Source organism: Nonomuraea thailandensis, from assembly GCF_024172165.1.
In the GTDB taxonomy this organism is placed as follows: Bacteria; Actinomycetota; Actinomycetes; order Streptosporangiales; family Streptosporangiaceae; genus Nonomuraea; species Nonomuraea thailandensis.
This window is the reverse complement of record NZ_JAMZEB010000002.1, coordinates 11,080,215-11,101,890: the sequence shown is the minus strand read 5'-3', so window position 1 is coordinate 11,101,890 and position 21,676 is coordinate 11,080,215. Positions and strand designations below refer to the sequence as shown.

23 protein-coding genes are annotated in these 21,676 nt (G+C 71.1%); 12 read left to right on the top strand and 11 right to left on the bottom strand.

Going from position 1 to position 21,676, the window contains the following annotated elements; translation table 11 throughout:
• Nucleotides 1-403 precede the first annotated feature (403 nt).
• Complete coding sequence (locus tag HD597_RS55580; RefSeq protein ID WP_253756354.1) at nt 404-1,000, top strand: hypothetical protein; 597 nt, start codon at nt 404-406, stop codon at nt 998-1,000.
• A gap of 391 nt (nt 1,001-1,391) precedes the next feature.
• Here the strand turns inward: HD597_RS55580 and HD597_RS55575 are convergent, their stop codons facing one another.
• Both HD597_RS55575 and HD597_RS55570 read right to left on the bottom strand, forming a co-directional pair.
• Nucleotides 1,392-1,634 (bottom strand): dihydrofolate reductase family protein, encoded by a 243-nt coding sequence (locus HD597_RS55575; protein WP_345694371.1) that lies wholly within the window; start codon nt 1,632-1,634, stop codon nt 1,392-1,394.
• A 115-nt stretch (nt 1,635-1,749) separates the two neighbouring features.
• A complete protein-coding gene (locus tag HD597_RS55570; RefSeq protein ID WP_253756352.1) occupies nt 1,750-4,614 on the bottom strand; it encodes an AfsR/SARP family transcriptional regulator in 2,865 nt (954 codons plus the stop codon).
• A gap of 226 nt (nt 4,615-4,840) precedes the next feature.
• Here HD597_RS55570 and HD597_RS55565 point away from each other — a divergent pair, with 226 nt between their 5' ends.
• Nucleotides 4,841-5,077: a hypothetical protein gene (locus tag HD597_RS55565; protein ID WP_253756350.1), complete on the top strand. Its 237-nt coding sequence runs from the start codon at nt 4,841-4,843 to the stop codon at nt 5,075-5,077.
• Between the two features lie 197 nt (nt 5,078-5,274).
• Here HD597_RS55565 and HD597_RS55560 read toward each other — a convergent pair whose 3' ends face one another.
• Both HD597_RS55560 and HD597_RS55555 read right to left on the bottom strand, forming a co-directional pair.
• Nucleotides 5,275-6,150, bottom strand: coding sequence for a phosphorothioated DNA-binding restriction endonuclease (locus HD597_RS55560; RefSeq protein ID WP_253756348.1), 876 nt, complete (start codon nt 6,148-6,150; stop codon nt 5,275-5,277).
• A 384-nt stretch (nt 6,151-6,534) separates the two neighbouring features.
• Nucleotides 6,535-7,515 carry a hypothetical protein gene (locus HD597_RS55555; RefSeq protein ID WP_253756346.1) on the bottom strand — a complete coding sequence of 327 codons (981 nt, stop codon included), beginning with the start codon at nt 7,513-7,515 and terminating at the stop codon, nt 6,535-6,537.
• A gap of 101 nt (nt 7,516-7,616) precedes the next feature.
• On the opposite strand from HD597_RS55555, the gene HD597_RS55550 reads away from it, so the two are divergent.
• Complete coding sequence (locus HD597_RS55550; protein ID WP_253756343.1) at nt 7,617-8,423, top strand: MOSC domain-containing protein; 807 nt, start codon at nt 7,617-7,619, stop codon at nt 8,421-8,423.
• A 162-nt stretch (nt 8,424-8,585) separates the two neighbouring features.
• Here HD597_RS55550 and HD597_RS55545 read toward each other — a convergent pair whose 3' ends face one another.
• Nucleotides 8,586-9,008: a hypothetical protein gene (locus HD597_RS55545; RefSeq protein ID WP_253756342.1), complete on the bottom strand. Its 423-nt coding sequence runs from the start codon at nt 9,006-9,008 to the stop codon at nt 8,586-8,588.
• Complete coding sequence (locus HD597_RS55540) at nt 9,005-9,949, bottom strand: haloalkane dehalogenase (RefSeq protein ID WP_253756340.1); 945 nt, start codon at nt 9,947-9,949, stop codon at nt 9,005-9,007. The genes HD597_RS55545 and HD597_RS55540 overlap by 4 nt, the downstream gene beginning before the upstream one ends.
• A 355-nt stretch (nt 9,950-10,304) precedes the next feature.
• On the opposite strand from HD597_RS55540, the gene HD597_RS55535 reads away from it, so the two are divergent.
• On the top strand, nt 10,305-11,444 hold the full coding sequence (locus tag HD597_RS55535) for an RNA ligase RtcB family protein (protein ID WP_253756337.1): 1,140 nt from the start codon (nt 10,305-10,307) through the stop codon (nt 11,442-11,444).
• Nucleotides 11,441-12,064 carry a peptide chain release factor H gene (gene prfH, locus HD597_RS55530; protein WP_253756335.1) on the top strand — a complete coding sequence of 208 codons (624 nt, stop codon included), beginning with the start codon at nt 11,441-11,443 and terminating at the stop codon, nt 12,062-12,064. Before HD597_RS55535 ends, prfH begins: the two co-directional genes overlap by 4 nt.
• Nucleotides 12,065-12,140: 76 nt before the next feature.
• Here prfH and HD597_RS55525 read toward each other — a convergent pair whose 3' ends face one another.
• The 3 genes from HD597_RS55525 to HD597_RS55515 all read right to left on the bottom strand — a co-directional run bounded on the left by HD597_RS55525 (nt 12,141) and on the right by HD597_RS55515 (nt 14,705).
• Nucleotides 12,141-12,992: a lytic polysaccharide monooxygenase auxiliary activity family 9 protein gene (locus HD597_RS55525; RefSeq protein WP_253756333.1), complete on the bottom strand. Its 852-nt coding sequence runs from the start codon at nt 12,990-12,992 to the stop codon at nt 12,141-12,143.
• A gap of 110 nt (nt 12,993-13,102) precedes the next feature.
• The gene (locus HD597_RS55520; protein WP_253756331.1) at nt 13,103-14,164 is read right to left on the bottom strand and encodes a glycoside hydrolase family 19 protein; all 1,062 of its coding nucleotides are present in this window, start codon (nt 14,162-14,164) and stop codon (nt 13,103-13,105) included.
• 154 nt (nt 14,165-14,318) lie between these two features.
• Nucleotides 14,319-14,705: a PPOX class F420-dependent oxidoreductase gene (locus HD597_RS55515; protein WP_253756329.1), complete on the bottom strand. Its 387-nt coding sequence runs from the start codon at nt 14,703-14,705 to the stop codon at nt 14,319-14,321.
• A gap of 225 nt (nt 14,706-14,930) precedes the next feature.
• Between HD597_RS55515 and HD597_RS55510 the strand changes: the two genes are divergently transcribed.
• The 5 genes from HD597_RS55510 to HD597_RS55490 all read left to right on the top strand — a co-directional run bounded on the left by HD597_RS55510 (nt 14,931) and on the right by HD597_RS55490 (nt 18,312).
• Nucleotides 14,931-15,383: a winged helix-turn-helix transcriptional regulator gene (locus tag HD597_RS55510; RefSeq protein ID WP_253739536.1), complete on the top strand. Its 453-nt coding sequence runs from the start codon at nt 14,931-14,933 to the stop codon at nt 15,381-15,383.
• Between the two features lie 74 nt (nt 15,384-15,457).
• Complete coding sequence (locus tag HD597_RS55505; RefSeq protein WP_253756327.1) at nt 15,458-15,850, top strand: hypothetical protein; 393 nt, start codon at nt 15,458-15,460, stop codon at nt 15,848-15,850.
• A 114-nt stretch (nt 15,851-15,964) separates the two neighbouring features.
• Entirely contained in the window at nt 15,965-16,522 is a 558-nt protein-coding gene (locus HD597_RS55500) for a dihydrofolate reductase family protein (RefSeq protein ID WP_253756325.1), read from the top strand.
• Nucleotides 16,523-16,536: 14 nt separating this feature from the next.
• Entirely contained in the window at nt 16,537-16,935 is a 399-nt protein-coding gene (locus HD597_RS55495; RefSeq protein WP_253756323.1) for a nuclear transport factor 2 family protein, read from the top strand.
• A 60-nt stretch (nt 16,936-16,995) separates the two neighbouring features.
• A complete protein-coding gene (locus tag HD597_RS55490; RefSeq protein ID WP_253756321.1) occupies nt 16,996-18,312 on the top strand; it encodes an acyltransferase family protein in 1,317 nt (438 codons plus the stop codon).
• Nucleotides 18,313-18,327: 15 nt separating this feature from the next.
• Here HD597_RS55490 and HD597_RS55485 read toward each other — a convergent pair whose 3' ends face one another.
• On the bottom strand, nt 18,328-19,044 hold the full coding sequence (locus tag HD597_RS55485) for a TetR family transcriptional regulator (protein WP_253756319.1): 717 nt from the start codon (nt 19,042-19,044) through the stop codon (nt 18,328-18,330).
• 78 nt (nt 19,045-19,122) lie between these two features.
• Here HD597_RS55485 and HD597_RS55480 point away from each other — a divergent pair, with 78 nt between their 5' ends.
• Entirely contained in the window at nt 19,123-20,010 is an 888-nt protein-coding gene (locus HD597_RS55480; RefSeq protein ID WP_253756317.1) for an alpha/beta hydrolase, read from the top strand.
• Between the two features lie 150 nt (nt 20,011-20,160).
• Nucleotides 20,161-20,562, top strand: a complete 402-nt coding sequence (locus HD597_RS55475; RefSeq protein ID WP_253753251.1) for a hypothetical protein — start codon at nt 20,161-20,163, stop codon at nt 20,560-20,562.
• A gap of 59 nt (nt 20,563-20,621) precedes the next feature.
• On the opposite strand, the gene HD597_RS55470 is transcribed toward HD597_RS55475, so the two are convergent.
• On the bottom strand, nt 20,622-21,617 hold the full coding sequence (locus HD597_RS55470; RefSeq protein ID WP_253756315.1) for an aldo/keto reductase: 996 nt from the start codon (nt 21,615-21,617) through the stop codon (nt 20,622-20,624).
• Nucleotides 21,618-21,676 lie beyond the last annotated feature (59 nt).

Genomic DNA, 21,676 nt, shown 5'->3' with positions numbered 1-21,676 from the left:
TGCTCATCGGTGCTGTACCAGTGCTCCCGCACAGACGGGGATCGTCAGGCTAAGTCTCGATGATCACCCCTACTTGGCGACCAGGGGCCCGCTATACAGGCCGATCAGGTTCCGACGGGCCCAGATGCCAGCAGCGCAGCAATCAGCATTCCGCCGCTACCGCCGCCGCCGTGCGCAGCTCTGCCTCCCTACCGAACACGACGCCATATGTCGTCACTTCTGTTAGTTGAATACATCTCGACGTAGAGAATGGGGCCAAGATGCACAATTTCCCGACCGGCTGGCACAACTCCATGCCAAGTGACCGCACGGACCGCAGCAGAAGCAGCTCTCGAAAAATGCCAGGGAAGATCTTTAAGTCTTCTCCTGACCAACCGTTGAACGACCCACCACACTGAGGATCGTGACACTCGATCTCGCCGACGTGCGGGACCGCCTGGTCCCTCTCCATCGGCTTCACCAGGTGGCGACTCTGCTCAACATGCCGCACCTGGGCGGGACCGCCCTTCACGGCGACACCCCGCAGATCAAACAGCAGGTGGCTCTCTATGCCGCCATCGCCGACTGGTCGTGGCTGTCGGCGCAGGCAGCCGGCCGGCTCGGCGAGCCGGACGGCGCGTCCGAGGGCACAGCCCGGTTCGTCTATCGTGTCGAATACACCGACCAGTACGCCAGGGGCTGGTGTGAGGCTCCCGGTGAGCAGTCCGATGGGGCCATCCTGGCCGAGAGAGCCGAGACGGTCGCGCAGACGGTACTGACCGGCTACATCGCCCATCTGGCCGAGCATCGTGAGGACTACGAGCTGTGGCTGGTGGATTCGTTGTCCTTGCGTGCGAGCGTGTGGCATGTGGACACCGCCGAGGCGCACCGACGTCGCCGCCTCCCCAACTGGCCCTCTTCGGCGCACACGTTTCAGAAGACGAATGTTCCCCCTCACGCCGTTGAGATCCGCACGCCTGTTCAGATACGCCAATTCATGGATCAACGCATCAGCTCGTGAGCGCGAGGCAGCAAGTCGTCAGGACTGGTGGTGAGGGCGGCTCAGCGATGGCAACGGTCTGCCGCCGGCCTCGATGACCGCGACGGCGCGTTCCTCTCTCCGGCGAGGGCCCCGCTGAGGTTGATGGTCGTCGCCTCGATCACGATCGTCCGCGCCGGCGTCGGCCTGGCCACGAGGCGACCGGGCCGGATGTGATCGGCCCCTGGTGTGGGGCGAGATGACGGTGGCCAGGGCAGCGGAGTCGATCGCTGGATTGTGCCTCACCGTGCCCGCAAGGGCGGTGGGAGGAGGGCCTTGAGCCGGGTCCGCGAAGCTGTGAGCACACCGGACAACGACCGGGCCGCACGGCCCAGCAGGAGGACCACCATGGGGACGATCGCCGCCAGCCTGTTCATCTCCCTCGACGGCGGTCGAAGAGGCGTTCGCCCTTGCGTACGGCGATGGGGTGGACGAGCAGGTGGAGTTCGTCGATCAGTCCGGCGTGCAGGAGTTGGCGGATGACGGAGACGGAGCCGCTGATGGCGATGCGGCCGCCGGGTTCGTTCTTCAGTGCGGTGACGGCTTGGATGAGGTCGCCGTGGAGGAGTTCGGAGTTGCGCCAGGTGAAGTGGAGGTTCTGGCGGGAGACGACGATCTTGCGGGCGTCGCCGAGGGTCTTGGCGTAGCCGGCGTCCTCGCCTCCTTCGGCTTCGATGGCGGGCCATGCTCCGGCGAAGCTGTCGCAGCCCCTGTCGGCTGCCGGGTCTGCGTCAGGGGAGATCAGCAGCCGTCGACCATGGGATCCGGCTCAGTTTCTCCTTCACCCGCTCCACCTCGGCCAGGCGATGCTGGGAACCGTACAGATCCAGCGCCTCCGACCAGGCCGCCCTGGCCTCCGGCTCGTTCCCCAGCGCGCGGTGAGCGTCCCCAAGTCCCACCAGCGTGTCGGCGCCCTGATAGGCGTTGCCGGTGCCCTTGCGGAGATCGGCGGACTGTCCGTAGTACTCCAGCGCACGCGCATGCTCCCCCTCACGCAGGGCCAGCATGCCGAGACTGTCCAGCGTGGCCGCCTCACCGCCACGGTCCTGGTGGCGGCGGAAGAGCGCGAGGGCCTGCTCGCACGCGGAGCTCGCCGCCGAGTGATCGCCGAGTTGCAGGTGGATCCAGCCCAGGGCGCTGAGGGCGTTGGCCTCCCAGATGGGGTCGCCCGCCTCTCGCTGGAGCAGGAGCGCCGCCTGCGCGTGGCCGAGCCCGTGCCGCAACTGCCCATGGCTGCTCCACACCCACCCGAGCGTGTGGTGCACCTGGGCCAGCCGGGAGCGGTCCCGCAGGTTCTCGAACAACGCCAGGGCCTGGTCAAGATGGTGGATCGCCGCCTCGTGATCGCCGGCGGCCGCGTGGGCGTACCCCGTGTGCCAGAGGACTACGGCGGTCGTGTGCGGGTCGTCGAGCCGCCGCGCGGACGCGAGCGCGATCTTCCAGGAGTCGAGCCGCTCCCGGTTGTAGGAGCGGCGTAGCAGGAAGGAGTTCGTGCTCCACGCGAGCTGCCAGGCCGCCGTGTCCAGGCCCAGCCCGGAGGCCAGGAGCTGGGCGGCCAGCAGGCATGGCAGCTCGGTCTCGAACCAGGTCATCGCGGTGGCGGTGTCCTCGGGCTCCGGCAGGTTCCCCTCCCAGGGGGCGACCGTGATGGACGGGCGGTGCGGGAAGAGCGCCCGGTCCGTGGTGAAGGCCATGGCGGTGTACGCCTCGACCAGGCGTATCAGGGCCTGTTGCCGAACGTCGGCGGGAAGGTCGGCTTCGGCCCGTTCGGCGGCGTACAGCCGGACGAGGTCGTGCATCCGGTAGCGGCCGGGCGTGAGCTGCCGGACGAGGTTGGCGGTCTCGAGCGTGGAGAGGTGGGTGCGGGTCTCGGCGGGCGGGAGCCCCGCGAGGGCGGACGCGGCAGGCAGGCCGATCTCAGGGCCGGGGACCGTTCCCAGTAAGAGGAAGAGGCGGGCGGCGGGCTGATGCAACGCCGCGTACGAGGAGGCGAACACGGCGCGCAGGCCGGCGCCCGGATCGCCGGTCTGGAGGGCGTCCAGCCTGGTCGCGGGGTCGAGCAGCTCTTGCGCGAGGACGGCCAGGGGAAAGCCGGGCTGCGCGACGGCGCGGGCGGCCAGCACTCCGAGGGCCAGAGGCAGGCCGCCACTGTGCTCCAGCAGCACGGCGACGGAGGCGGGGTCCGCGGCCATGGTCTCGGGGCCGAAGTGGCGGGAGAGCAGCCGGCGGGCCTCCTCGTCGGTGAAGGCGCCGACCTCCAGCAGCCCGGCGGAGTGGGTGGCGTTCAGGCTCACGAGGCGGTTCCGGCTGGTGACCAGTACGGCGCAGCCCGGCCTTCCGGGGATGAGCGGAGTCACCTGGGCGCTGTCCCTGGCGTTGTCCAGGACGATGAGCAGCCGGCGCTCCGCCAGGACGGACCGGTACAACGCGGCCTGCGCCTCCTGGTCCGCCGGGATGATCTCGGGAGGCACGCCCAGCGCTCCCAGGAAGTGGCGCAGGACGGTGGCCGGCTGCACCGGCTCCTGGATGTCGTCGAAGCCGCGGAGGTTCGCGTACAACTGCCCGTCCGGGTAGCGGTCGCGGTGCCGGTGCGCCCAGTGGAGTGCCAGCCAGGTCTTGCCGATGCCGCCGGGCCCGCTGATCACCGCGACGCCGACGTCGTCCGTTCCAGAGGTCAGGTGCCGGTCGAGCTCGCTCAGCTCGCGTTCCCTGCTCGTGAACGATGCGGGCGGGGCGGGGAGCTGGACGGGCACGGGCAGGGACGTCCGGTGCGCGTCCGGCCGCTGCCGCGGGGGCGGGTCAGACCGGAGGATCCGTTGCTGCGCCTGCCGGATCTCGTCGGACCGGAGGATCCGCTGCTGCACCTGCCGGATCTCGTTCGTGGGCTCCAGCCCCAGCTCCTCGACCGTCCGGTTCCTGAACTGCCGGTACACCTCCAGGGCCTCGCTGCGCCGGCCGCTCTCGTGCAGCGCCTCCATGAGGTGCCCGTGCAGGCGTTCCCTGAGCGGGGCCTCGCCGGCCAGGACGCGCGCCTCCGTGACCACGTCGGTGTTCCTGCCCAGCGCCAGCAACACGGACAGCCGCTCCTCCAGCGCGTCGAGTCTCAGCCCTTCCAGCCAGTCGGCCCGCGCCTGGGCGAACGAGCTGCGGATCCCGCCGAGCGGGGCACCCTGCCACCAGCTCAGCGCGTCGTCATAGTGGCCCAGCGCCTCTTCGTACCGGCCGGCGGTCACGGCCTCGCGGGCCAGCGCCGCCTGGGAGTTGAAGCAGGAGAGGTCGGTCGTGGCGGCGGCCGGCTTCAGGACGTAGCCCGGCCGCTGGGTGTGGATGACGTCGGCGCCCAGAGCGGCGCAGGCCCGGCGTACCTCGGAGATCAGCGTCCTGACCCTGGAGGCCGAGGCGCTGTGCCAGGGCCGGTCCCAGACCGCCTCCGCCAGCCGCTGGGTCGAGACCACCCGATCGGCGTGGAGCAGCAACGCCGCGAGAACGGCTCCCTGGTTGCCCGAGAAGGTGATCCGCTCGGCCCCCGCCTGCAGCTGGACGGGGCCGAGGAGGCGGAACAAGACCGCCGGCGCGGTGCCGTCGCCACTCTCCATCAGCGGTTCCCAGCCCCTTCCGCGTCTGACTGCGGACGAGTGTACTTCGCGGACGATCACCAGACTCGGCACCCCTGGCCATCACCGCCGGGCCAGGGGCAGGGCGGAAAACAGGCGGAAATCGGGCGCCCGCTACATAAGGTCGGACCGTAATCCCGCAGACGGAGGGCCGAATGAACGCGGCATTCCCTGCGGCCGAGACACCGTTCCTGGAAAGGATTGGCGTATGAAGACCGCGATCAGGCGTTTGTCTCTCGGGATGTCGACCGCCATCGCCGCCGCCGCCATGGCCGTCACCCTCGCGCCGGCGCCCGCCTCGGCGCAGACGATCCTCAGGTGGTACTCGTACACCACCGCCGGCGCGAAGGCGTGCAACAGCGCCGCCAACAGCGGGGGTCCGGAGTACTACTGCACCACTGTCACGGTCGGCGGCGTGCGGATGTACGCCCTCGCCATTCCGTAAACAGGCCCCCTCGATCGAAGGCCCGGGCCGATTGGCCTGGGCTTTCATGTGAGCGTCCCTGGCTCGGCCGCCGAGTGCGATCGGGCCGAGGACGCCGCTGATCACTGCGACCGGAGTCGCGTTCGGCGAGAGAAGCCGGGCCGGGAGCGCGCCGGACGCAAGGGGCCTGGCGACGCTGCGGGCGCTGTCGCTCGGCCTCAGCCGCGGGCGGGCGTGCGGAACACCTGGTGGCTGTGCCAGTCGATGTGATCCTGTTCGACCGCGTCCAGTCCGGGCTGGGGAGGTCGAGCGGGCCGGCCCGCCAAGGAGAGCACCATGTCCCTGGCTGACTGCGAGCGGCCGACGAACCTGGCCGAGACGGTGATGGCGCGCTCCGCGGTCAGCCCGAGGACGCCCTTGTCGAACAGTTTGTGGTGGATCGCGCACAGGCACAGCCCGTTCGCCACGTCGTCGGGCCCGTCGAAGGCCCACCAGCGCACGTGCGCGGCATCCAGGCCCACTGCCACGCCGTCCAGCCAGCCGTCGTAGGCGCAGAACGCGCAGCAGTACTCGTACGCCATGAGCACCCGGTCACGGAAGCGCCGGTCGCGCTGCTTCTTCGTCTCCGTGATGGTTTCCAGCGTCTCCAGGTCCAGGCCGGCCAGCAGGCACAGGTCGGCGTGCAGGGACGGCGCGAAGTTGGCGTCCAGAAGGTAGCGGGCCATCCGCCCCAGCAGACCGGGCTCCTCCGCCAGCGCACGGGCCAGGTCGGGATGCAGCCGGCCGGCGGCCCGGCTCTCGCGCAGGCGGCCCAGCTCCGGGCCCGGGCTGCCGGGGCCGTGGCGGGTGTCGACCAGCCACAGGCCGTCGTTCGTCAGGTGATGGAACGGGTAGCCGGGGCTGGTGTCACGCGGCGGGCCGTACTCCTTGAGCAGTTTCCTCAGCTCGGCCTCGGCGGCGCTGAACGGGATGGGGCCGTTGCCGTTCCGCTGGAAGTGGCCCAGGGCGTAGAGCAGGAGGAGCGGCTTGTGCGGGGCGCGCTCGCCGCCCCGGCTCCAGCGTCGGATCTCGGCGACCCGCTCGATCCAGTCCACGGTCGGCCAGTGTAGGGCGATCTTCCGGTCGCGGCATAGGCAGGCCGGACACCGCCCTGGCGGGGCCCGGAGGCGCGGTCGTGACGGCCGGCGCGGGCGCCTGGCCGCTGCTGGCTCATCTGGCATCGGCCGCCGAGGGACGAGGGCGCGGCGAGTTGCAGGACGCCCTCGGGATCGACGCCGCCACCGCGCCCGAGGCGACCCGAGCCGTGCTGTCGATGACCATGCTCCGCGTCATGGGCACAGGTGAGATCGACTTCAGCCGTCCCTTCGGATTCCTCACGGCCGACCGCCGAAGCCACCTCGTCCTGACCGCGGGCTGGGTCGCCGAAGCCGGAGCCTGGTCCGAGCAACGCCTCGACTGGGCATGTCCGGCTGAACTTCTCAACGGGACGGTCCGGTCAGGGTTTCGAGTTCTCCCCGGTACAACATCTGGTTGGCGAACATCACGTTCGTGGTGTCGCTCAACGTCAGAACGGCCCTCAGCGCGGTGTGGTCGTCCGAGCTGATCCGATCGTGCACGATCTCCGGGGCGTACTTCCCGTACGTCCCGCCATCGCGCGTGTTTCCCGAGGGAGTGAGGCGGGTCGTCAGCGCGCGTTCGACGTCGGTGGCGGAGGAGGCGGCAGGCACCACGCAGATGACGTTGACCGGCCGATCGGTCAGGCCGGCCGGTCGGCGCAGCCCCACGCCGTACAGCGTGACGGCGCCGGGTCGGGAGGGGGCCATGATGGTGGCCGCGGCGACGTCGCCGAGGCAGGCGGCCATGGCGGCGTGCGGCGGGTTGTCGGCCAGCGTGGACTCGCCGCCGAGCACGGCCGCGAGCGGCTCGGGGGCCGAGGCCGCCGCCACCAGGGTGTCGGTGGTGACCACCTGGTTGAGCTGGTTCGTCACGCCTGGGACGATCATGCGGGACAGGTCGATCTCGTTGCCGGGCGCGAAGGAGAGCCCTTCGTGCTCCCCGAACCGGCGGGGCTTGGCGCCGAGGGTGGTCAGCTTCGTCCGTACGGTGTCCGCTTCGACGTCGCCGTCCCACCGGAGCGCCTGCTGCGGAGGCACGCCGATCGAGATCGCCCGCCGGCCGGCCGCCGGGGTCATGCCCGTGGCCTTGGGCAGGGCCTCCGCGGCGGCAGCCAGAGGGCCGAGGCCGGAGCTCACCGCGGGTAACCAGCGGCGGGCCTCGCCGGAGCCGGCCTTGACGCCGAGGTCGCGCCACCAGCCCGGCTCGCCGTACTCGAAGTACGCGGCGGCGGGGCCCTGCGCCGAGACGGTGGCCATCGCGTCCAGCAGCCCGCCTTCGCCGGGCTGCTGCGTGCACCCGGTCAGGACCAGCAGGGCCGTCAGCGCCACGCTCACTTTTCGCATGGGGGCGAGCGTAGACCGCGAGGCTTGCAGCTGACTGGTGAACGCGGCTTCGACCTGCGGCTCCCATATCCCAGGAGAGCGCTTTCTCTTATCCTGGCCCAATGGAACTAGCGGAGATCCGCACGTATCCCATCAAGTCCACCCAAGGCATCTCCCGCGCATCCGCCCGAATCCTCCCGTGGGGTCTGGAAGGCGACCGCCGCTGGGCCGTGGTGGACCCGCGGGGAGAACTGATCTGGGTAGGCGAACACCCCCAGCTCCTCTCGGTCTCGGCCGCCGAAACGTCCGACGGCCACCTCCTGCTGTCGGCGAGCGGCATGGGCGAGCTCAAGGTTCCCCCGGCCACCGGCGACACGGTTCCCGTGAGTTTCGCCAACTTCGGCCGGGGCGTCCTCGCCGACGACGACGCCCATGAATGGTTCACCCGGCTGCTCGGCAGGCCGGCCCGCCTCGTCTGGCAGGACGACCCGCGGCGCCGCACCGCCGCGGAGGAACCCGAGGCGCTCACCTTCGCCTGGGACGCCGCCTTCCACCTGGTCTCCCTGAGCTCGCTGAGCCGGCTGGAGGACTGGATCGCCGAAGGCGCCATGGCTCGCCAGGAGCTCCCCCCGGATCCCCTCGACGTCGCCCGCTTCCGTCCCAACTTCATCGTCGACGGCGGGGAGCCCTTCGCGGAGGACTCCTGGACGTCGGTCCGCATCGGTGAGATCGGTTTCCGCGTCTCGGAGCTCTGCGACCGCTGCGCCGCCACCACCTGGGACCCGGTCACCCAGGCCGGCGGCAAGGAGCCCCTGAGAACCCTGGCCAAGCACCGCCGCTGGGACGGTGCGTCCTGGTTCGGCATCCGCCTGATCCCCGGGAACCTCGGCGAGCTGAAGGTCGGCGACGAAGTCCGGCCAGGCGCTTGAGGGCGGTCCGCACCGTACGAGCGATGTGATCCGCCTCTCATCGCGTCACTTCTCCGGGCCGGCGTCTCTCTTGTGCGTGTCGGCCGGGCCAGTGACGCGAGGAGGTGAAGCACATGTACGTCCTCATCAACATCTGGTTCTAGGCGAGAGCGGCGGCGGAGCTCACGCAAGAGGTGAGCCCCGCCGCCCTTCGCCCGGGCGGCCCGACCAGGCCCGCATGATCAGCATGACGCTCCCGCCGAACAGCAGCACGCCGAGGGGCACGTGCAGCTCGGGCACGTGGGCGTCGCCGAGCGCCGCCGCGGCCAGGGACAGGACCAGCATGAACGCGCTGTTGGCGATGAACCCCGGCGAGCCGCCACCCGGACGCCACACCAGGATCGCGACGAGGAGCTGGACCGCCGCGGTGCCCACGACGACCAGCGCCGTGAGACCGTGCAGCATCCGGCCGTCAGGAGAGGACAGCAGCGTCCCGGCCGTGACCGCCTGGACCAGCAGGGTCAGCGCCTGGAGGATCACCGTGACCCGCATCGCCGGGAGGAACCGCGGCACGGTGGCACGCCGTGCGACGGTGCCCTCGGTCATGGGGTGCTCCCGATGAAGCTCGCGATGGTCTCGGCCAGTTGCCGGGGCTGGTCCTCCTGAAGGAAGTGCCCGGCGTCGGCGAGCGTGACATGCGGCTGTCCCTTCGCGCCGGGGATCCGCTCGGCCATGCGCTCGCCGTGGACGCGGCTCACCGGATCGTGCTCGCCGAACGCGCACAGGAACGGCAGGTCGAGCGTCTCCAGCACGCGCCACGCCGCGCGGTTGCCCTCGGCGGCCTCGTCCCGGGCCGAGATCGGCACGAGCAGCGGGAACTGCCGCGCACCCTGGAGGTACGGCTCGCCGGGGAACGGCGCGTCGTAGGCGGCCAGCACGGCGGGGTCGGCGCCGGCGCGCAGGTTGCGCGCCAGGACGGCGGCCACGCTGAACGGGTTGGAGCGCTGGCTGGACTGCAGCCAGTAGAGGAAGAACGGGCCCATGTCCTGGTCGCCCTCGGGCAACATCGTGTTGGTGGCGACGGCACGGCGGAAGCGGCCGGGGTGCTCGGCGAGCAGCCGCAGGCCGAGCAGCCCGCCCCAGTCGTGGCAGACGAGCGTGAGCCCGTCGAGGTCGAGCGTGTCGAACAGCAGGCCGCGCAGCCAGTCGAGGTGCGATCGGTAGGTGTAGTCGAAGCGGTCGGCGGGCTTGTCCGAGCGGCCGAACCCGACCAGGTCCGGCGCGACGCACCGGTGGCCGGCGGCCACCAGGGGCGGGATGATCTCGCGCCAGAGGTAGCTCCAGGTCGGCTCGCCGTGCAGGAGGAGGACGGTCTCTCCCGACGGCCGCTCGGCGGGGCGTTCGTCGAGGTAGTGCACGCGCAGGGCGGTGCCGTGGCCGTCGCCGGAGTCGATCTCGGCGTAGTGCGGCTCGAAGGGGTAGCCGGGGAGGCCGGCGAAGCGCTCGTCCGGCGTTCTCAGCACCCGCATGGGCTCGTTGCTCGTCATGCCCCTAAGAGCTCGGGCGGGCTGGGAAGGTGACGCGTCGCCGGCGATGTGACCTGTTTCACCGACGGTGGCGTCACGGGTCCGGGGAGAGAGGGGCGCGGCTCGTACGGTTCGCGCCGTGGGCGGTGAGGGCGCCGAGCCCGCAGATGCCGTGATCGAGGAGCTGTGGTGCGTGTGAACCCGTCACGGGACTGCGGCCCGGCCGGTGTCCTGGCGAAAATCATTTGCCCCGGGTCGGGGAGCTCCGGGAACGTGGTGTCCATGATGCGCTGACGGACTGCACCCGCCCCTTTCGAGCACCTGCTCGCCGCCGTGATTCCGCATGCCCACCTCCTGTTCAGCGAAGAGAGCGTCCTTGTCTCAGCAACACTCCCGGGCGTCCACGGTCACCGTGTTCGCCTCCCCCACGAGCTGGATCGAGTCCGATGCCGTCGCGCAGTGCCACCAGGTGGCCGCCCTCGACGGCATGATGCACGTCGCCGCCATGCCGGACCTGCACCCCGGCAAGGGCGCCCCCATCGGCGCCGCCATGACCTCGGCCGTCCTGTACCCGTTCCTGGTGGGCTCCGACATCGGCTGCGGCATCGCGGTGTTCCCCGTGAAGCTCAGGCGGGCCGTGCCGGAGAAGCTCGCCGCGCGGTTCCCCGACCTCGATCGTGCGCTGGACCCTGAGCGGGACGCCGGCGATCCCGCCTGGGACGTGGTGAAGGACGAGATCCCCGCAGGCTACGTCGAGGGGCTCGGGACGGTCGGGCGGGGCAACCACTTCGTCGAGCTGGCGCGGATCGGGACGGTCTTCGAGCCTGGCCACGCCGGCCGGCTCGGGCTGGACGCCGACGACCTGGTGCTGATCGTCCACAGCGGTTCGCGGGGGCTCGGCGAGCGGATCCTGCGGGCGCACACCGAGGTCCACGGCGCGGGCCCCGCCCCTGATCCCGACGCCTACCTGGCCGTGCACGACGAAGCCGTCCGCTGGGGGGCGCTCAACCGGCGGCTGCTGGCCGCGCGGGTGGCGCACGCGCTGGGGTTCGAGCCGACCGAGCCGATCGTCGACCAGTGCCACAACCTGGTGGAGGTCCGCGACGGGGTCTACCTGCACCGCAAGGGGGCCGCGCCGGGTGACGGCCGTGACGTGCTCATCGCCGGTACGCGAGGCACCCCCTCCTACCTGGTGGCCGGGCACGCGGGGCCGGAGGCCGGTCATTCGGTGGCGCACGGCGCGGGGCGCAAGATGTCGCGTGCGGACGCGCTGCGCCGGGGGAAGGCCAAGCACACGGTCGAGGAGCTGCGCCGCACCCCGGTCGGATCGCTGGTGGTGTGCGGGGACCGGCAGTTGCTCTTCGAGGAGGCGCCGACGGCGTACAAGCGCATCGAGCAGGTGATCGACGACCTCGTCCGGCACGAGCTGGCCACGCCGGTGGCCACGACGATCCCGCTGGTCACGTACAAGACGCCTGATCAGAAGGAGCAGCGCCGCAGGAGGGGGCGGTCGTGAGCGTGCACCTGCTGCTGTCGGCGGGGCGCGGCCCGCAGGAGTGCGCGTGGGCCCTGGCCCGGCTGCTGCACCGGCTGGAGGGCGAGGCCACCCGGCTGAAGCTGGAGACCCGTCGGGTGGAGACCGTTCCCGGCGAGCGGCCCGGCACCTTCCGATCGGTGCTGGTGCGCATCGCGGGCGAGGGCGCCGAGGCGTTCGCCGGCTCGTGGACCGGGACCCTGTGCTGGCAGGCTCCCAGCCCGTACCGGGCCGGCGCCGGGCGCAAGAACTGGTACGTCATCGCCCGGCCGTGCCAGGTCGGCTCGCCGCGCACGACGTTCGCCGAGGCGGACGTGGACGTGGTCGCCTGCCGCACCGGCGGGCCCGGCGGGCAGCATCGCAACAAGGCGAGCACGGCCGTGCGGGCCACCCACCGGCCCACGGGGATCGTCGTCGTGGTCGACACCGAGCGCCAGTTCAGCCTGAACCGCCGCACCGCCATGCGGTTGCTGCGGGAGCGCATCGAGCACGGCGACGAGGCGGCGGAGCGGGCCGTCGACACCGCCCGCCGGCGCATCCACGACGAGCTCGTACGCGGCAACCCCATCCGCGTCGAACGCCCGGTCCGGGCACCGCGCTGATGGGGCTGCTCCCACGAGGTCGTCCTCCTCACGCGCTCGGCGGCGAGCCGGTCGCCGCCGAGCCGGCGTCATCGCGTCAGACGCGCTTCCACAGGGCGGCCACGTTCGGCGGCTCCCAGCCGGTGAGCGCCGTGTGCGCCTGCGTGCATTCGTAGCTCAGCCCGTTGTACGTCACCCTGTCCCCTACGCGGTAGGCCGTGCCCGCGCTCCAGGTGCCGCCCGGCTGGGTGACGGTCGGCGTCGGGGTCGGAGTCGGCGTCGGGGTGGGGGTCGGAGTGGGCGTGGGCGTGGGGGTCGGGGTGGACGTGCCGCCGCCGAAGTCCACGTCCGAGCAGGTGTAGAACGCCTCGTTGCTGCCGACCACGCGCTGCCAGATCGAGTAGAGGATGTGGCGGCCGGAGCGCTGCGGGAGGTTGATGGTCCAGTTGGTGAACGTCGTCGGGTTCTGGCCGTTGAACGTCTTGATGTGGACCAGGTCGGACCACTTGAGGGGCATGGTCGGGTTCCAGCCCTCGCGGGTGATGTAGAACTCGAAGTTGCTGTTGGCGTGCGGGGCGGACGCGTGGTAGGTGAGCGTGAAGTTGCCGGGGCTCACCCTGGTCGCGGGCCAGTCGGCGCGCTGCAGGTCGAGGCCGCGGTACTTCTCCCGCCCGGCGCTGCAGAGCTTGCCGTCGGGGATGAGCTCGCGGTGCCGTCCGCCCGCCTCCAGGAGGGAGACCTCGTTCCAGTCGTAGTAGGCCTGCGTGCCGCCGGCCGCCACGGCCGCCTTGCAGGCGGCGGACTTCGGCGTCTCGGGGCCCTCGTTCTTGCAGACGTAGACCCGGCTGGGCGGGTTGGACATGGTGCCGTGGGCGTTGGCGGCGGACGCCGGCAGCAGGGCCAGCAGTCCGGAGGCCGCCACCGTGGCGGCGATCGTGCTCTTGCGCATCTCGTACTCCTGGGGGTGGGAGGAGTTCGTACGGGCCGCAGAATTAAAAAGGAAACTTTCCTAAGATTTAGCTGTTTCGGACGGCATCCGCAAGCGGTTCGGGACAGAAGTCAGCAGGAGAGGTTGCCGCCCGGGCTCACGCCCAGGATCTGGGTGAACCGCTGGTAGGCGTTCACGCGGCTCTGGACCTGGGCGGGGTTCCTGCCACCGCACTCCAGGGAGCCGTTGATGCTGCGGATCGTCTCGCCGAAGCCGCGGCTGTTGACCATGGCGTTGTGCGCGGTCATGGTTCCCGGGCCGTTCTGGGTCATCCAGTACCACAGCGCGGTCTTCCACGCGACCGCGGAGTCGCGCTCCACCTTCCACGGGTCGGCCAGCAGGTTGATGCCGAGGGCGTCGCCCGCCGCCTTGTAGTTGAAGTTCCAGCTCAGCTGGATCGGCCCGCGCCCGTAGTAGGCGGCCTGTCCCGCGGGGCAGCCGTAGGGCTGGCCGGAGTCGCAGTAGTGCGGGTAGTTGGCGGTGTTCTGCTCGACGATGTGGACGAGGCCGCCCGTCTCGTGGTTGACGTTGGCCAGGAAGGCGGCGGCCTCCTGCTTCCTGATCGTGTCGCTGCCGGTGTTCGCGAACGCGGGGTAGGCGGACATGGCGGCCCTCAGGCCGCTGTAGCTGTAGAAGGCGTTGCGGCTCGGGAACATCTGGTTGAACTGGGCCTCGCTCACCACGAACCCGCCCGGATTGGGCGGATCGGTCGGGGTCGTCCCGCCGCAGGTGTACGGGTCCCAGTACCAGTGGGAGATCACCGGGTCGTAGCCGGGATTCTCGTGCACGGCGATGTAGTAGCCGCCGTCGGTGTAACGGACGATGCTGCCGGCCGCGTACCACTGCCCGGCCGCCCAGTTCGGGTGGTCGCAGGACGGGGTGGGCGTCGTCCCGCCCCCGCAGGCGCCCTGATCGGCCCAGACGCCGGCGTTGCCAGGGGCTTCGTTCTGCGTCCACCACTTGGCCGACCAGTTATGGCCGTTGTAAGAGACCACGGCGCCACCCTGGTAGGCGGTGGAGGCGGTCCACGCCGTCGCGCAGGCCGCGGCCGAGGCGGACGACGTGGGGAGGGTTACTGAGATCGTGCCCGCGGCGAGCAGCGCGGCGGCCAGCGACGTCAGGCTTCGTCGCACCCGACACTCCCTTCCTCGAGAAAATCTCTTAGGAAAGTTTCTTAAGAGTTGAGGAGATGGTGGCATGATCGGGCCCGGCGCCACAAGGCTCATTGTCAAACTGCCAGTCAGCGCCGGCCGCGTACGACGGCGATGGGGATCCCGGCACGAGGTCTCAACGCACGCCGACGGTCTGCCGCTCGGGGACGATGACGGCGACGACCCGCTCCTCCTCCCTCGGGTACGGCTCACCGAGGTACTTCCTGGAGATCCGGTCGATGATCTCCCAGGCCGCGTCCCCTTCGAGCCATTCGACCACCCGCCCGCGCACGATGACGGGCTCGAACGGATTGCCGGGGGCGGTCAAGGACAGCGCCACCCGGGGGTCGCGCCGGAGGTTTCGGGCCTTGCGCGAGTGCGGGCCCGTGAGGAAGACGATGTGGTCGCCGTGGGTGGCGACCCAGAGCGGGACGGTGTGCGGCGAGCCGTCCGGCAGGACGGTGGCGAGGTGGGCCAGCGAGGTGCTGTCGAGGGCGTGGCGCACGTCGGGGTCGAGCGTCATCTTCTTCTCCTGGGGGTGAGTGGGGTCAGAGCCGGACTTCGTGGTGGAGGTGGGTGACACCCGGCGCCGGGACGGCTTCGACCAGGCGCAGGCGGATTTGCGAGGGGAACGCCTGAAAGAAGGGCCGGCCACAACCGAAGCGGACCCCTCGGAGTTCCTTGAGGAGACTCCATGACCGTAGCACTTTGAGTTCCCTGAGGGAACCCCGATTGCTAGAATGCCCGCATGCAACGCACGAACTTCGGGGAGATGGCCTGCTCCATCGCGCGCACCCTCGACGTGATCGGGGAGCCCTGGTCGCCGCTGATCCTGCGCGACGTGTGGGTCGGCATGAACCGGTTCGACCAGCTCCAAGCCGACCTCGGGATCTCCCGCAAGGTGCTGACCGAACGCCTCAACCACCTGATCGGCCACGGCGTGCTGGAGCGCCGCCCCTACGACAACCGGCCCCGCTACGAGTACCACCTGACCACCAAGGGCACCGAGCTCGTCGACCTGCTCATGGTCATGACCGGCTGGGGAGACAGGTGGCTCGCGGGCGAGGCCGGGCCGCCGGTGCTCTACCGCCATCACGCGTGCGGCGAGACCAGCCAGGTCGACCTGCGCTGCGCCCACTGCGGCGAGCCGATGCACGCCGGCGACATCGACCCGCTGCCGGGCCCGGGCTCGGCCGGCTGACCACGGCTGTTCTGTCGTCCGCTGCTGCTATAGATTGCGCCATCACCTGATCTTCAAAGGAAGCAGGATGTCCGATGGCATCAGTGACGTTTCGCGACGAGAGCGCGACCGGCCGGGCACTGGCCGAGTTCTCCCTGCCCGGCCTGCCCGAGCGGATCTCGGCCAGGGAGCTGGTACGGCTGCGCGTACGCGAGGAGGTGGCCCGGCACAACGCCTCCCCCGGCCGCCACTTCCGCGGCCTGGTCAAGCCGACCGACGCCGAGGCCGAGCTGAACGGCTACCGCATGCGCACCGCGCGCACGCTGGACTGGGAGAGGCAGGCCGACGCCGCCGAGGCGGCGTTCGCCCGCAACGGCTTCCTGCTGCTGGTCGGCGACCGGCAGCTGGAGGATCTGGACACCGAGATCGACCTGACCGCCGACCCCGTCGTCTCCTTCGTCAAGCTGATCCCGCTGGTGGGCGGCTGACGGCCCGATCCCGGCAGGCGGGAGGAAGACCTTAAGAGTTCGGTAAGCCGGCTGCGGGAAGCTCTGAGCACACCGGACAACGACCGGGCCGCACGGCCCAGCAGGAGGACCATCATGAGGACGATCGCCGCCAGCCTGTTCATCTCCCTCGACGGCGTCGTCGACGAGCCCGGCGAGTGGCACTTCCCCTACTTCAACGACGAGATGGGCGCCGCCGTCGACAGCCAGTCCGCCGACACCCTGCTCCTGGGCCGCAAGACCTACGACAGCTTCGCCGGAGCATGGCCCGCCATCGAAGCCGAAGGAGGCGAGGACGCCGGCTACGCCAAGACCCTCGGCGACGCCCGCAAGATCGTCGTCTCCCGCCAGAACCTCCACTTCACCTGGCGCAACTCCGAACTCCTCCACGGCGACCTCATCCAAGCCGTCACCGCACTGAAGAACGAACCCGGCGGCCGCATCGCCATCAGCGGCTCCGTCTCCGTCGTCCGCCAGCTCCTGCACGCCGGACTGATCGACGAACTCCACCTGCTCGTCCACCCCATCGCCGTCCGCAAGGGCGAACGACTCTTCGACGAGGCCGACACCACCCTCCCCCTGGAGCTCGTCAAGTCCGAGACCTTCTCGACCGGCGTCCTGTACCTGGTCTACAAGCCCGCCAAGGCGGCCTAGGATGACCGACCGGCATGGGCGGCTCCGGGTACGAAGGGGTTCGTGACTTCTACCGGGAGTGGTTCGTCGGGCGCAACGCCGCCGACATGTCCATCGAGTCGCTGAGTCGTACGGTGGGGGACGACCGCATCGTCGACGAGATGCTGATCACCTTCACCCATGACATCGAGATCCCGTGGATCCTGCCCGCCGTCCCCGCGACCGGCAGGCAGGTGCGCGTCCCGGTGATCGGGATCGTGGGGTTCGAGGGGACAGCGGTCGCCAGCGAGCGCGTCTACTGGGATCAGGCCGCCGTGCTCGCCCAGGTGGGGCTGCTCGGCGACGACGTGGTGGAGCGGTTGCCGATCATCGCGGCTCCCGACGGCCTGCTGGACGGGACGGTGGCTCCCAACCAGTTGGCCCGGCCCCGGTAAAGAGCTTTCCAGGGCCGGGCCGGGAGGCTCCCGGGCGGGTAGGAACCTGCCATCACGAGCATGTACACCGTCCTGCGAGGCATCCGGCGGCGCGCCGAGCAGGCGCCGCCGTCGCGGGAGCGGTTCATCGACCTGCTCCGGGCGATCTCCATCGTCGCCGTGGTCCTCGGGCACTGGCTGGTGGCGACGGTCGGCTACGACCGGGACGGCGAGCTGAACGGCCGGTCGGCGCTGCCCGAGCTGCCCTGGGCGCATCCCCTCACCTGGCTGGTGCAGGTGATGCCGGTCTTCTTCCTCGTCGGCGGGTACGCCAACGCGGCGTCCCTGGCCGCCGTCCGCCGCCGCGGCGGGAACGCGACCGGGTGGCTGCTGAACCGGAGCGGCCGGTTGCTGCGCCCGACGACCGCCCTGGTGCTGGTCACGGCCGGTGGCGCGCTGGCCGCCCGGTTGTTCGGCGCCGATCCTGCCCGGGTGCGGCTGGTGGCGTGGTTCGCCTCGATCCCGCTGTGGTTCCTCGTCGCGTACCTGGCCGTGGTCGTGCTGACCCCCGTGATGTACGCGCTGCACCGCCGCTACGGCCTGGCGGTGCCGGTGGTGCTGGTCTGCCTCGTCGCCCTGGGGGACGTGGCCCGGCTGCTCGGCGAGCCGTTCTGGGGCAACGGCAACTTCCTGTTCGGCTGGCTGGCCGTCCACCAGATGGGGTTCGCCTGGCGGGACGGCCTGTTGCCGTCCCGCGCCCGCGTGGCGCTGCCGCTGGTGTGCGGCGGGGCCGGCCTCGTGCTGGTGCTCACCCTCGCCGGCCCCTATCCGGTCAGCATGATCAACGTGCCCGGGGAGCGGCTGCACAACATGTCACCGCCGAGCCTGGCCCTGCTGGGGGTGGCCGCCACCCAGCTCGGGGTGGCATTGCTGCTGCGTGAGCGGGGCGAGCGGTGGCTGCGGGTCTCGCGCGTGTGGATCGCGGTGGTCGCCGTCAACGCGGTGATCCTGACGATCTTCCTCTGGCACGTCAGCGCCGCGATCCTGCTCGCCGCCGCGCTGCATGCCGCGGGGGTGCTGCCCGTTTCCGAGGCCGGCTCGGCGGCCTGGTTCGCCTGGCGGCTCCCGCTGCTGGTCATGCTCGGTCTCGTGCTCGTGCTGCTGGTCGCGATCGCGGGACCGATCGAGGTTCGCCGCACCGGCCGGATCTCGGGCCCGCCGCCGTGGCTGGTGGTGCCGGTCGTGGCGGGGTTCGCCGCCGTCATCGCGGGCCTGCTCGGCAACAGCCTGCTGCCCAGCACGAGCCCGACCCTGTTCGGGTGGCCGACGCCGGCGCTGATCGCCTACCTCGCCGGCACGGCGGTCCTGCGCCTCCTCCGGCGTACGAGCGACTCCTGATCTCAGTCTCAGAATCTATTCTGCCTCGATTTGGTTTCTGAGATAGCGATAGACGGTCGCCCGGGAGACGCCGAAGCGGGCGGCGATCTCCTCGGCGGCCAGGCCTTCGGCGTGCAGGGAACGGGCCTGCGCGATCTGGTCCCCGGTGAGGGCGGCGCGCCGCCCGCCGTTGCGTCCCCGGGCGCGCCCGCGGGGCCTTGGTGCGGCGGGCTCGCCCAGCAGGGCCCTGGCGCCGTCCAGGATCAGGCCGCGCAGCCGCTCGGCCGGCTCGTCGCGGAACAGCACCACCGGATCGGCCAGCCCCGCCACCACCTGCGAGGCCCGCACCCGCTGCGCCAGCCCGCCGCCGGGGCCGGCCACCAGGTCGTTGGCCAGCGCGATCGCGGCCCTGAAGCGGTCGGCGACCGGCGCCTGCACCAGCAGCGTCATGTCCCTGACCAGCATGGTGAGCGTGTGCCGGTGCCGCAGGTGCACATCCACGTAGCCCTCGATCGCCCGCCACCGCACCTCCTCCGCGCCGTCGCAGGACTCCGCCCGGGCCAGCACCGCCTCCAATTCGTCCAGGAGCGGGAACGTGAGCCGGTGAAGGATCTCCTCCTTGGAGTCGAAGTGGTAGTAGAGGGCGGCCTTGGTGATGCCGACCTCGTCGGCGATCGCCTGCATGGACGTGGCGCGGTAGCCGCGGGCGGCGAACAGCGCTCGCGCCGCCTCCAGGATCCGCTCGGATGTCATGGATCTCACTTACCTGCGGTCAGTTTCTTCGCTAGAGTGCTTACCGCTGGTAAGTCTATGGCCACGGGGATGATCTGTATGCGTACCAAGGTGTCCTTCACCGCCGGCGGCATCCGCTGCGCCGGCTACCTCCACCTGCCGGCCGGCTCGGGCACGGCGCCGTGCGTGGTGCTCTGCCACGGCTTCAGCGGGACCATGGACCGGCTCTTCGACCACGCCGAGCACTTCGCCGCCGAGGGCTTCGCCGCGCTGGTCTTCGACTACCGCGGCTTCGGCGAGAGCGACGGCGAGCCGCGTCAGCTGCCCGACATCGGCGGCCAGCTCGCCGACGTCCGCGCCGCCGTGGCCTTCGCCCGCGGGCACGAGCGGGTCGATCCCGGCCGGGTGCTGCTGTGGGGCAACTCGCTGGGCGGCGCGCACGCCATCACCGTGGCCGCCGACGACCCAGGGATCGCCGCCGTGGTGGCGCAGATCCCGTTCAACGGGTTCCCGAAGAAGGTCGAGGGCCGCTCGACCGGTGAGACGCTGCGGCTGCTGGGCGCGATCGTCTGGGACGCGCTGCGGGGCAGGCTGGGCCTGAGCCCGTACTACATCCCCATGGTGGGGCGGCCGGGAGAGCTCGCCGTGGCCGCCACCCCCGAGGCCGACCAGCACATCCAGACCCTGACCGGCGGGCAGACGACGCTGTGGCGCAACAGCGTCGCGCCACGGGGGCTGCTGCGGATGATGCGCTACCGGCCCGCCGACGCCGCGGCCCGCCTGGCCTGCCCGCTGCTGGTCTGCGTCGCGGCCCAGGACCGGGAGACGCCGCTGGAGAGCACCCGGGTGCTGGCCGAACGCGCGCCGCGTGGCGAGCTGCGTGCCTACCCCGGGACTCACTTCACCTTCTACACCGACCCGGAGCTGCGCGAACGCGTGGTCGCCGACCAGATCGACTTCTACCGCCGGGTGTCCGCGACGGTGTGACACGGGCGGAGCGGCTCCGCGGTGGCGCGTCAGTGGCCGCGTCAGGACGGTGACGGTGCGGTGTCAGCGCAGTCGGTGATCGTAAGGCACATGAACGGCGCGACACCCCGCCCGTTCGAACCGGAACCCTCCCCAAGGAGCACACCCACCATGTCGATCACCTTCTCCGAGCAGGACCAGACCACCCTCCGCACCGCCGCCTGGGGCGCCGTCTACCTCATGTCCGCCGCCGGCGCCGCCGGCTCCGCCCACAAGGCCGCCACCAACGGCTCCATCGCCCTGACCTCCGCCACCGGCGCCATCGGCCACGTCCTGGCCAAGGCCCCCAAGAACCTGTCCGGCAAGACCGTCGCCGCCCTCGCCGACCAGGTCCTGCCCGCCCTGACCGCCTCCACCGCCCTGCTCAAGCAGCACACCCCCGACCAAGCCGACAACTTCCGCCGCACCGTCACCGTCGCCATCGACGCCGCCATCCAGTCCCAGACCGGCGAGCCCAGCCCCACCATGACCGACATGGCCCGCAAGATCACCGAAGCCCTCGACGCCGCCTGACCCCCATGCCCACCACCGGCCCGTCACGGGGTCCCCACCAGACCCCGTGACCGGAATGCTCAGTTGCCCACGCCGAGATCGGCCATGAACGCCGACGGGTACCGGTCACCGCGCGCCGCGCCCGCCGGCACCGCCTTCTCGATCTCGGCGAGATCGTCCGCGGTGAGGACCAGGTCCATCGCGGGCAGCGCCTCGGCCAGCCGCTCGCGGGTGCGGGCGCCGGCCAGCGGCACGATGTCCTCGCCCTGCGCGGCCACCCAGGCGATGGCTAGCTGGGCGACGGTGCAGCCCTTCGCCTCGGCGACCCGGCGCAGCGCGTCCACGAGGGCGAGGTTGTGCTCCACGTTCCCGCCGGAGAACCGCGGGCTGAAGCCCCGCATGTCGCCGGGGCCCGCGGTGTGGCCGGCCGACCAGTGCCCGGAGATGAGGCCGCGGCCGAGCACCCCGTACGCGGTCAGGCCGATGCCGAGCTCCCGCAGCGTGGGCAGGACGTCCGTCTCCACCGCCCGCGAGAGCAGCGAGTACTCGATCTGCAGGTCGGCGATCGGGTGCACGGCGTGCGCCCGGCGGATCGTCGCCGCGTCGACCTCCGAGAGCCCGATGTGCCGCACATGACCGGCGTCCACCATCTCCTTGATCGCGCCCACCGTCTCCTCGATCGGGACCGCCCGGTCCAGGCGGGCCGGACGGTAGATGTCGATGTGGTCGGTGCCCAGGCGGGTCAGCGAGTAGGCCAGGAAGTTCTTCACCGCCTCGGGACGGCCGTCCTGCCCGCCGAGCTGGGAGCCCGGCCCTCGCATCTGGCCGAACTTGACGCTCAGCCGGTAGCTGTCCCGGTCCCGGCCGCGCAGCGCCTCGGCGAGCAGCAGCTCGTTGTGGCCCATGGCGTAGAAGTCGCCGGTGTCGATCAGCGTGACGCCGGCCTCCAGCGCGGCGTGCACGGTGGCGATGCTCTCCGCGCGGTCCGTGGCGCCGTACGCGCCCGACATGCCCATCGCGCCCAGGCCCAGCGCGGAGACGGCCGGTCCGGTGCGGCCCAGGGTTCGTGTCTGCATGGTGTTCTCCTTCGTCGATGTCGTTCCTCACTCTGGGCGCACGTCGAGGCGGGCGGAAT

Excerpts from the sequence above, each read along its gene's own strand:
- HD597_RS55570 (WP_253756352.1), bottom strand. The coding sequence starts at position 4,614 with ATGGAGAGTGGCGACGGCACCGCGCCGGCGGTCTTGTTCCGCCTCCTC.
- HD597_RS55565 (WP_253756350.1), top strand. The coding sequence starts at position 4,841 with ATGAAGACCGCGATCAGGCGTTTGTCTCTCGGGATGTCGACCGCCATC.
- HD597_RS55555 (WP_253756346.1), bottom strand. The coding sequence starts at position 7,515 with ATGCGAAAAGTGAGCGTGGCGCTGACGGCCCTGCTGGTCCTGACCGGG.
- HD597_RS55550 (WP_253756343.1), top strand. The coding sequence starts at position 7,617 with ATGGAACTAGCGGAGATCCGCACGTATCCCATCAAGTCCACCCAAGGC.
- HD597_RS55545 (WP_253756342.1), bottom strand. The coding sequence starts at position 9,008 with ATGACCGAGGGCACCGTCGCACGGCGTGCCACCGTGCCGCGGTTCCTC.
- HD597_RS55540 (WP_253756340.1), bottom strand. The coding sequence starts at position 9,949 with ATGACGAGCAACGAGCCCATGCGGGTGCTGAGAACGCCGGACGAGCGC.
- HD597_RS55525 (WP_253756333.1), bottom strand. The coding sequence starts at position 12,992 with ATGCGCAAGAGCACGATCGCCGCCACGGTGGCGGCCTCCGGACTGCTG.
- HD597_RS55515 (WP_253756329.1), bottom strand. The coding sequence starts at position 14,705 with ATGACGCTCGACCCCGACGTGCGCCACGCCCTCGACAGCACCTCGCTG.
- HD597_RS55510 (WP_253739536.1), top strand. The coding sequence starts at position 14,931 with ATGCAACGCACGAACTTCGGGGAGATGGCCTGCTCCATCGCGCGCACC.
- HD597_RS55505 (WP_253756327.1), top strand. The coding sequence starts at position 15,458 with ATGGCATCAGTGACGTTTCGCGACGAGAGCGCGACCGGCCGGGCACTG.
- HD597_RS55500 (WP_253756325.1), top strand. The coding sequence starts at position 15,965 with ATGAGGACGATCGCCGCCAGCCTGTTCATCTCCCTCGACGGCGTCGTC.
- HD597_RS55495 (WP_253756323.1), top strand. The coding sequence starts at position 16,537 with ATGGGCGGCTCCGGGTACGAAGGGGTTCGTGACTTCTACCGGGAGTGG.
- HD597_RS55490 (WP_253756321.1), top strand. The coding sequence starts at position 16,996 with ATGTACACCGTCCTGCGAGGCATCCGGCGGCGCGCCGAGCAGGCGCCG.
- HD597_RS55485 (WP_253756319.1), bottom strand. The coding sequence starts at position 19,044 with ATGACATCCGAGCGGATCCTGGAGGCGGCGCGAGCGCTGTTCGCCGCC.
- HD597_RS55480 (WP_253756317.1), top strand. The coding sequence starts at position 19,123 with ATGCGTACCAAGGTGTCCTTCACCGCCGGCGGCATCCGCTGCGCCGGC.
- HD597_RS55475 (WP_253753251.1), top strand. The coding sequence starts at position 20,161 with ATGTCGATCACCTTCTCCGAGCAGGACCAGACCACCCTCCGCACCGCC.
- HD597_RS55470 (WP_253756315.1), bottom strand. The coding sequence starts at position 21,617 with ATGCAGACACGAACCCTGGGCCGCACCGGACCGGCCGTCTCCGCGCTG.